Here is an 8932-nt window from a genome sequence, read left to right as displayed (position 1 = left end):
GCTACTGTACAGAGATAATAAAGTTGTTTAATTTACAATAAAGTCATTAAAAAATAATAATGTTGTTTAAAAACCCTTATGTCACTAAAGGGGCAGGTTAGTTGTATACGAACTGTGCATATTCATATTTATTAACTTATCGATTTCCTCTCTTTCAAAAGCTGAATAAAAAGCACTTTCTATTTAACTTTTCTAAAAATATAATGAAACGGAAAGGAGGCAATAAGAATGAAACATAATTCTATGCACCAATGGCATAAAGAGCATAATAAACGGGTAGCAGAATTTCACAAAAAACACGCTGCTCAAGTAGCTAATGGAGAAAACGGAAACGGTTGGTTAGCCAAGCTCGAAACGTCTTTTTTTAATAAAGTACTTGTTCCTCTTAAAGTTGTGAAATAACATCTTTTTTTCTGCTCCTGCTTTTTGAGGAGCAGTTATTTTTTGATTTTATATAAATACTTTATGACACAGTATGTGTCAACTCTGCAATAAGTCTTATAGAACTAACAGGTGCGTTAGTTCATTAAGGGGTAGCGTCAGGAAAATGCGGATTTACAACGTTGACCCCATTTTCAAGACGATTATCCCGACCTTCTCCTTTATTTAAAAATCAATTGTGCTATTTGCCTCTTAACCATTCTTTAACTTTATCTGTATTCTCAATTATCTTCTTGTCATTGCCTGGGGGTGTTTTTATAAAAAAAATTTCTGTACCTGGTTGCGAGCGTTGAGCATACTTAATACCAGGGGGAGTCACATAAAAGTCTCCCTGATGGAAGGTGTATTCTTGTCCTGTTTCTACATCCATATATTCTGTCGTACCTTTAACTATATATTGGTACTCATAAGCTTGAGTATGATAGTGAGGTGATTCACTATGAAAATCAGTATAAGAAGTGATACCAATTTCTAACTTATCATCCTCTATATGATTAAGTGTTTGAGGAAGTGATAATTTCCCTACCAAATACTGCCTCGCATTATTTTCTAATGAATATTTAATTTGTTCATTCTTAATAATACATATTTGTTTATTCATCTAATTCTCCTTTGTAAAAAAAATTATTGATATATATCTTTTGCCTATAACTAGCTAAACCCACTTGTTAAGTAGATTTAACCAATCATCAGGATAATAAATTGTTAATTTATTGAATTTAATCCTTATTAATTTATCTTATAAACGCCGCATTATTTCCAGCTAAGGCATCCTGAATTCTTATCTTTTGGGTTCTATGCATATCTATCGTGTTTAATTCCCTTATAGGAACAAAGGCTACTCTTTTCGATTCATTACTAATTACCAAAGAACCCCCTTTAATTACACATAAAAAACAAATAGAAAATTGTTGTCGAACCTCTCCATCTGCATAGGCTATGACATGATTAGGATCACTATATACACCTAACAATTGTTTTACCTCTATATCAAAACCGGTTTCTTCTTTTACCTCTCGTTTTATCGCTATTTCCACTGTTTCACCTGGTTCCATTGTGCCCCCAGGTATAGACCATTTCAAGTTGTCCACTCGTTCTTGAAGAAGAATTTCCTTTTCCTCATGGAATATGACAGCTGAAACTGCTGGAACAATAACTTGCGGCTTTGGTGCATGTTCATCATAATAATAATCTTTTCGATTCATTCTTTTACCATCCTTTTCTTAAATCTAATTTCCTTTTTTTGTTGACAACGTTTCCATTTAATTTTAATATAAACACATAGAGATTAACAAATGTTATTACCCGTAACAAATGCTACTTTATTAATACATTTGATATTATGTTTTTCAAATGTTACGTTTTGTTTTAACATGTTAATCACTTTAACAAAAGTTATATATTAAAAAAAGTATTTGTAAGCGGTTAATAGATTTTGTTTTCAGAAAAGTAATTTTATTGGTAAAAGAAAACTATATAAGGGAGATGGAATAGATGTCAATCTATCAACAACTTTTAGAAAGAGAACGAGCAAATGAACCAATTAAAGTAGGGGTTATTGGTGCTGGACAGATGGGATTTGGAATGATTGGTCAAATCTCTCGTATTCCTGGAATGAGTGTAACAGGTGTTAGTGATATAAATGTTGATGCAGCACAAAGAGCCGCGGATTACTATAACTCACAGGCAGATAGAAAAGAATCAATTATCATAACAAATGATTTTCGCGAAGTGATTCAATCTTCAAATGTTGAGGTAATTGTTGATGCCACAGGTGTTCCGGAAGTAGGAGCAAATATTTCGCTTGAAACATTCAGGTCTAAAAAACATCTTGTTTTATTAAACGTTGAAGTAGACATCACAATTGGTCCAGTAATGCATCAAATGTTTAAAAATGCGGGATTAGTTTACACAGGTTCAGCAGGTGATGAGCCGGCAGCAACTCTTGAGTTATTTGAATTTGCAAAAACAATGGGTATGGAAGTACTAGTTGCTGGTAAAGGGAAAAATAACAAATTAAATGTCACAGCAAACCCGTCCACTGCACAAGAAGAAGCAAACAAGAAAAAAATGTCTTCCCACATGCTTGCTGCTTTCCAAGATGGTACGAAGACGATGGCTGAAATGAATTTATTGTCTAACGCTATTGGATTTGTACCGGATGTAGTTGGAATGCACGGAATTTCTGGAGATCTTGATTCAGTTATTAAAGATTTAGATGTTAAAGAAAATGGTGGAGTGTTAAATAAATTTGGTGTAGTGGAATATGTAGATGGTCTTGCACCAGGAGTATTTGTAATTGTAAAAGGTCAAAATGAAGCTGTAGCGCACGAGCTAAATTATTTGCTGAAAAAAGGTGAAAGAGATCACCACATTTTATATCGCCCGTATCATCTTGCTAGTCTAGAAACACCAATTACTATTGCAAAAGCTGTTTTACAACATGACTCTTCAATTCATCCAATTGGTGCACCAGTTTCTGAAACGGTTACCGTTGCAAAACGTGATATTAAAGCTGGTGAAACATTAGATGGTATTGGAGGCTATTCTGTACGCGGTGTACTTGAAACACATCAGGATATGAAACAAAATGGTCATATTCCAATCGGTTTAATTAGTGGTAAAGTTGTAGCGAAAAAAGATATTCGCCAAGGTCAATTCCTGACAACGGATGATATAGAATTAGATCCTACAACAACTGTATGGAAATTAAGATCGCTTCAAGATCATTTATTCCCTACAGAAGCACCAAAAGGTGAAATTTTAACCACTATCTAAGTTCCGAAGCGTGCAGCAAACACCTATTAAAGAATAGATTTTGCTGCACCTTTTTTCTAAATAAAGGGACTTAAGAGGAGGGAATTACTCTTTATGAATTTTGTGATTGTTCTTTGCTTTTTGTTAATTGTTCAATACGCACTTACTTTTATACAAATGCGATACTACAGAAAAAGTATGGATAATATTGTAAGTGCTTACAAAGGAAAAGAAGGGTATTATTTCTTTTCGGGTATGGAAAGAAGAAAATTCAGACCTGGGGCAATTGCTATGATTGTCGTAGATAATGACTATATTATTCAGGAATGTTATGTAGTAAATGGCTATTCGGTTTTATCAAAGTTTAAAGAGTTAGGCAAATATAAAGGTCAACACTCAGGGGCTGTACTGGATATTTTAGAGGTTTCCAAAGTGAAAAGTAAAGGGAAGTCTAAACGATTACCTGCAATTAATATAGCTCTTTCAAAGGCTGCTGAAAATGCATTGTTATCGATTTCAAAAAAAAATATCTCATTGGTTTAATAGAAAGGAGTGCTAATTACAATGGAATGGATTCAATGGTTCGGAGAACACTTTATCGGAATGTTTGATGCTGGTGGAAAACAGTTCATGAGTCTAATGACTGGTATTGTACCAACTCTAGTTGTGCTACTGACATTTACGTACGCAATGATTAAGTTTATAGGAGAAGAGAGAGTTAATAAAGTCATTCAATTTGCTGCAAAGTATACCTTACTAAGATATACGTTGATGCCAATACTATCAATTTTATTGCTAACTAACCCAATGGCTTATACATTCGGACGATTTTTACCAGAAAAACAAAAACCAGCGTTTTTTGACTCTTTAGTTAGTTTCTTTCACCCTGTAACAGCTTTATTTCCTTATGCAAATGCCGGAGAACTTTTTGTTTACTTAGGAATTGCGAACGGTATAAAAGAGGCTGGTTATTCAATGTCTGATCTTGCAGTACGATACTTCTTAGTAGGTATTGTCATTATGCTCTTGCGTGGTGTTATTACTGAACTTATCACAAAATATCTAGCTAAACGAATGGAAGCGAATTCGTAAAAGGGGGAGGAATTACCATGGCACAAGGAGGAAGCGTCATGACTCAGCAACGTGCAATTTTTGTTGATAAAGGTTCAGGTGGATGGGGGACAGGCCTGAGAATTGAACCAAAAGGAAAGAAAGTGAAAGTTGTTTCAATTACAGGAGGGGGAATCCACCCTGTAGCTAGAAAGATAGCTGAAGTCTCAGGTACGGAAGCAGTAGACGGATTTAAAACGTCGGTACCAGAAGATGAAATGATGTGCGTGGTTATCGATTGTGGAGGAACAGCGAGAATTGGTCTTTATCCAATGAAGCGTATTCCTACAGTTGATGTTCTTCCATCTTCACCGTCTGGGCCACTTGCAAAGCATATTAAAGAAGACATCTTTGTTTCAGGTGTAACAGAAAAGCAAATCACTGTAGCAGATGAGCAATCGGAATCAGAGATTGGTCAATCAGAGATAAAAGAAGAAACTGTGACTAAAAAATTTGATACAACGGACAAAGAAAGTTTTAAAAAAGATTATGAACAGTTAAAGAAGGAAAACCAAGATAAAGGCGATAACTTCTTAATAAGATTTTCAAGAGGAATTGGAAAAGTTACAGGAACATTCTATCAAGCAGGCCGAGATTCCATTGAAATGCTTATTAAAAATATTATCCCGTTTATGGCTTTCGTTAGTATGTTGATTGGAATTATTAACTATACGGGGATTGGCGATGCAATTGCAACATTCTTAACGCCTCTTGCTGGTTCTTTATGGGGTTTAATTATCCTCGTACTTGTTTGTACCCTACCATTTCTATCGCCAGTACTTGGACCGGGTGCAGTTATCGCTCAGGTTATCGGTGTCTTGATTGGTACGGAGATAGCAAAAGGGAATATTCCACCTCAGTTCGCATTGCCTGCTTTATTCGCTATTAATGCACAAGTTGGTGCAGACTTTATTCCAGTTGGATTATCACTTGGCGAAGCAAAGCCAGAAACGGTACAATATGGTGTGCCTGCTGTGTTATATAGTCGTTTAATTACAGGTGTTCTTGCTGTTGTAATTGCCTATATTGCAAGTATAGGCATGTACTAATCATAACTTTATAAACAGATGGAGGAATTACTATGTATAAATCTATTGTAAAAGAAATTGGGGAACTAGCTTTATCATTTGAAGAAGAGAAAATTATGATTTTATTCGGTCCTCAAGCACCAGACGGTTTAAAAGAAGTAGCAGTGATTCATGAAGTGGAAGAGGACGTTTCAGAACAGCCCATTAAAGAAGGGGGGATTCTTCAAATTAATGATCAGCAATTTACAATCACGGCTGTCGGCTCTTTAGCAAATAATAATCTGAAGGAACTTGGTCATATATCAATTTACTTTTCAGAACCTACAGAAGAAGTTCTTCCAGGGGCAGTGTTTGCGAATCCCCATGTACTTCCGCAATTTAAAAATGGGAGTGTAATTGAATTTAAGTCATAATAAAATAATACCTCCTAAAGTCCAAGTAAAATAAAAAGAAAAAAAGGAGGTACTAGTTTGAACTTTCCTGAAGATACTAGATTACTTGTGAAAGTAGCTCATATGTATTATGAAGAAGGAGCTACTCAATCCCAAATTGCAGATGAGGTAGGCGTAAGCAGATCTCTTATCTCTAAATATCTTTCAAAAGCTAGAGATCTTGGAATTGTGGAAATTATTATACATGATGATAAAATTCATCCTTATAGACAATTAGAAGGTAAAATTGAACGTTTGTACAGTTTACGTGAGGTAGTGTGTATCCCAAATCTTGGTGGTGACTCTTCCAAGAGTAGACTAGGAGCTGCGGCGAGTAAATATTTACTACGAGTACTCAAAGACGGTCAAACAGTTGGTGTATCTGCAGGAACAACATTGCATGAGGTAGCGAAGTCTTTGACGTCTCCCCAATCTTATCCATCCGTTACGTTTGTTCCTCTAGTTGGAGGGATGGGAAATGAACGAATGGATATACATGCAAACCATATTGTAGCTCAACTCGCAGAAAGTATACAGGCCCAATACAAGCTTCTTCACGCCCCTGTAATGGTTGATTCTAAAGAAGCAAAAGAAATTTTTATGAGACAAAATTCTATTCTAAATGTTTTTGAACTAGCCACTCGGTCTGACATAGCAATTGTCGGAATTGGTGGGACTCCTGAACATTCGACGATGGTAAACTCTTATCTTGGTCAAGATCACAAGGGCTATTTTGATCAAGGTGATGTAGTTGGAGACATTTGTTATAACTTCATTAATAAAAATGGACAGGCAGCAGATAGTTCTTGGAATGAAAAGATTATTACACTTGATTTAGAGAGGTTAAAAGAAATCCCTCTTGTTGTGGGTGTTGCTTGTGGGATAGAAAAGGTGAAGGCAATAAAGGCAACTTTAGAAGGAAAATTAATACATGTACTAATCACTGACGAAGAAACAGCACAGGCTTTGTTGGATTAATCTAAGGAGAATGTGGGGCGAGAGATGTATGTCATCGTCCCCTTATTTTTTAAAAAAGGAAAGAAAAAGGAGAAGAAAAATGAACTCATCTATTGAACAATTATCAATTTCAACCATTCGAACACTTTCTATAGATTCTATTGAAAAAGCAAATTCAGGACACCCAGGTATGCCAATGGGAGCTGCTCCGATGGCCTATACATTATGGACAAAGTTTATGAACATCAATCCAAAGAATCCAAACTGGTTTAACCGTGACCGTTTTGTCTTATCAGCAGGACACGGATCAGCACTTTTATACAGCTTGCTTCATTTAGCTGGATATGACTTATCAATTGAGGATCTTAAAAACTTCCGTCAATGGGGAAGTAAAACACCGGGTCATCCAGAATTCGGTCATACAGCAGGTGTTGATGCAACAACTGGTCCACTAGGACAAGGCTTTGCAATGGCTGTCGGTAAAGCGATGGCAGAGCGTCATCTAGCTGAAACATATAATAAAGAAGGCTTAGAAATTGTAGACCACTTTACATATGCTGTTTGTGGCGACGGAGACTTAATGGAAGGTGTATCTGCTGAAGCAGCTTCGTTAGCAGGGCACTTAAAATTAGGCCGACTTGTTGTCCTATATGATTCAAATGATATTTCATTAGATGGCGATTTAGATCGTTCGTTTTCTGATAATTCAGAAAAAAGATTCGAAGCCTATGGTTGGCAAGTAATCCGTGTTGAAGATGGTAATGACTTGACTGAAATTGCAAACGCAATCGAAGAAGCAAAAGCTGATTTAACACGTCCAACGCTGATTGAAGTAAAAACAACAATCGGATTTGGTTCTCCAAATCACGCGGGTACATCTGGCGTGCACGGTGCTCCATTAGGTGCTGAGGAAACAAAATTAACAAAAGAAGCGTATGCATGGACATTTGAAGAAGATTTCTATGTGTCAGAAGAAGTGTATGCTCACTTCAACGCTACAATTGCTGAAGTTGGCCAAAAGAAAGAGAATGAATGGAACAATGTATTTGCTCAATATAAAGAAAAATACCCTGAGCTGGCTCATCAATTTGAACTAGCAGTAGAAGGGAAATTACCTGAAGGATGGGAACAACAACTACCAGTTTATAAAACAGGTTCGAACTTAGCAACCCGTGCTTCTTCAGGAGAAGTATTAAACGCAGTAGCGCAAGCTGTACCGCAATTGTTCGGTGGATCAGCAGACTTAGCTGGCTCAAACAAAACAATGATTAAAGGTGCAGAAGATTTTACTCCAGTTAATTATAGAGGACGTAACATCTGGTTTGGCGTACGCGAGTTCGCAATGGGAGCTGCATTAAATGGTATGGCTTTACACGGTGGTGTAAAAGTATTCGGCGGTACGTTCTTCGTGTTCTCTGATTATCTTCGCCCGGCGATTCGCTTAGCAGCTTTAATGAAGCTTCCTGTAACCTATGTATTTACACATGACAGCATCGCAGTTGGAGAAGATGGCCCAACACATGAGCCAATTGAACAATTACCATCACTTCGTGCAATGCCAGGCCTTTCAGTCATCCGTCCTGCGGATGCAAATGAAACAGCTGCTGCATGGCGCTTAGCAGTAGAATCAACTGACCGTCCAACAGTGCTTGTGTTGACTCGTCAAAACTTACCAACGCTTAAGGGCACAAAAGAGAAGGCATACGAAGGCGTATCTAAAGGTGCATACGTTGTATCGAAAGGTGGCAATGACCAAGCTGATGCCTTATTACTTGCAACGGGCTCTGAAGTAAGCCTAGCAGTAGAAGCACAAAACGTATTAGCTGCAGAAGGCATTGACGTATCTGTTGTAAGTATGCCTGCATGGGATCGTTTCGAAGAGCAATCAGCTGAATACAAAGAAAGTGTTATCCCTAAATCAGTGAAAAAACGTTTAGGTATGGAAATGGCTTCTACACTTGGATGGGAACGCTATGTTGGAGACGAAGGACAAGTTCTTGGCATTAATCACTTCGGTGCATCTGCTCCTGGTGAGACAATCATGAAAGAATTTGGTTTTACAGTTGAAAACGTTGTAGCAAAAGTAAAAGAGTTAATAGAAGTTACTACTGTACATGGATAAATAGGAGAAGGATTATAAATGGCTGAAAAAAAAACATAATTACGCGGGATTTCTTGGACAAATATATGGATTAACCGATTCTGTAA

The 8932-nt window shown here is 36.8% G+C and carries 10 protein-coding genes; 8 read left to right on the top strand and 2 right to left on the bottom strand.

The window, feature by feature from the left end:
• Nucleotides 1-228 precede the first annotated feature (228 nt).
• Nucleotides 229-402, top strand: coding sequence for a hypothetical protein (locus ACSR9O_RS23725; protein ID WP_169803995.1), 174 nt, complete (start codon nucleotides 229-231; stop codon nucleotides 400-402).
• A 220-nt stretch (nucleotides 403-622) separates the two neighbouring features.
• On the opposite strand, the gene ACSR9O_RS23720 is transcribed toward ACSR9O_RS23725, so the two are convergent.
• Nucleotides 623-1042 (bottom strand): cupin domain-containing protein, encoded by a 420-nt coding sequence (locus tag ACSR9O_RS23720; protein ID WP_260356683.1) that lies wholly within the window; start codon nucleotides 1040-1042, stop codon nucleotides 623-625.
• Nucleotides 1043-1175: 133 nt separating this feature from the next.
• Complete coding sequence (locus ACSR9O_RS23715; protein WP_260356684.1) at nucleotides 1176-1646, bottom strand: NUDIX domain-containing protein; 471 nt, start codon at nucleotides 1644-1646, stop codon at nucleotides 1176-1178.
• A 289-nt stretch (nucleotides 1647-1935) separates the two neighbouring features.
• Here ACSR9O_RS23715 and ACSR9O_RS23710 point away from each other — a divergent pair, with 289 nt between their 5' ends.
• The 7 genes from ACSR9O_RS23710 to tkt all read left to right on the top strand — a co-directional run bounded on the left by ACSR9O_RS23710 (nucleotide 1936) and on the right by tkt (nucleotide 8846).
• The gene (locus ACSR9O_RS23710; RefSeq protein ID WP_260356685.1) at nucleotides 1936-3219 is read left to right on the top strand and encodes an NAD(P)H-dependent oxidoreductase; all 1284 of its coding nucleotides are present in this window, start codon (nucleotides 1936-1938) and stop codon (nucleotides 3217-3219) included.
• Between the two features lie 93 nt (nucleotides 3220-3312).
• Nucleotides 3313-3741 carry a transcriptional regulator GutM gene (locus ACSR9O_RS23705; RefSeq protein ID WP_491725211.1) on the top strand — a complete coding sequence of 143 codons (429 nt, stop codon included), beginning with the start codon at nucleotides 3313-3315 and terminating at the stop codon, nucleotides 3739-3741.
• Between the two features lie 21 nt (nucleotides 3742-3762).
• A complete protein-coding gene (gene srlA, locus ACSR9O_RS23700) occupies nucleotides 3763-4290 on the top strand; it encodes a PTS glucitol/sorbitol transporter subunit IIC (protein WP_260356687.1) in 528 nt (175 codons plus the stop codon).
• Between the two features lie 17 nt (nucleotides 4291-4307).
• A complete protein-coding gene (gene srlE / locus ACSR9O_RS23695; RefSeq protein WP_397314184.1) occupies nucleotides 4308-5357 on the top strand; it encodes a PTS glucitol/sorbitol transporter subunit IIB in 1050 nt (349 codons plus the stop codon).
• Nucleotides 5358-5389: 32 nt separating this feature from the next.
• The gene (locus ACSR9O_RS23690; RefSeq protein WP_260356688.1) at nucleotides 5390-5749 is read left to right on the top strand and encodes a PTS glucitol/sorbitol transporter subunit IIA; all 360 of its coding nucleotides are present in this window, start codon (nucleotides 5390-5392) and stop codon (nucleotides 5747-5749) included.
• A gap of 57 nt (nucleotides 5750-5806) precedes the next feature.
• Nucleotides 5807-6745: a sugar-binding transcriptional regulator gene (locus ACSR9O_RS23685; protein ID WP_260356689.1), complete on the top strand. Its 939-nt coding sequence runs from the start codon at nucleotides 5807-5809 to the stop codon at nucleotides 6743-6745.
• A 79-nt stretch (nucleotides 6746-6824) separates the two neighbouring features.
• A complete protein-coding gene (gene tkt, locus ACSR9O_RS23680; RefSeq protein WP_260356690.1) occupies nucleotides 6825-8846 on the top strand; it encodes a transketolase in 2022 nt (673 codons plus the stop codon).
• Nucleotides 8847-8932: the final 86 nt, after the last annotated feature.

The organism is Peribacillus sp. B65, assembly GCF_058513295.1.
Note: the sequence above shows the minus strand (reverse complement) of the source record. Positions and strands in the feature narration are given on the sequence as shown.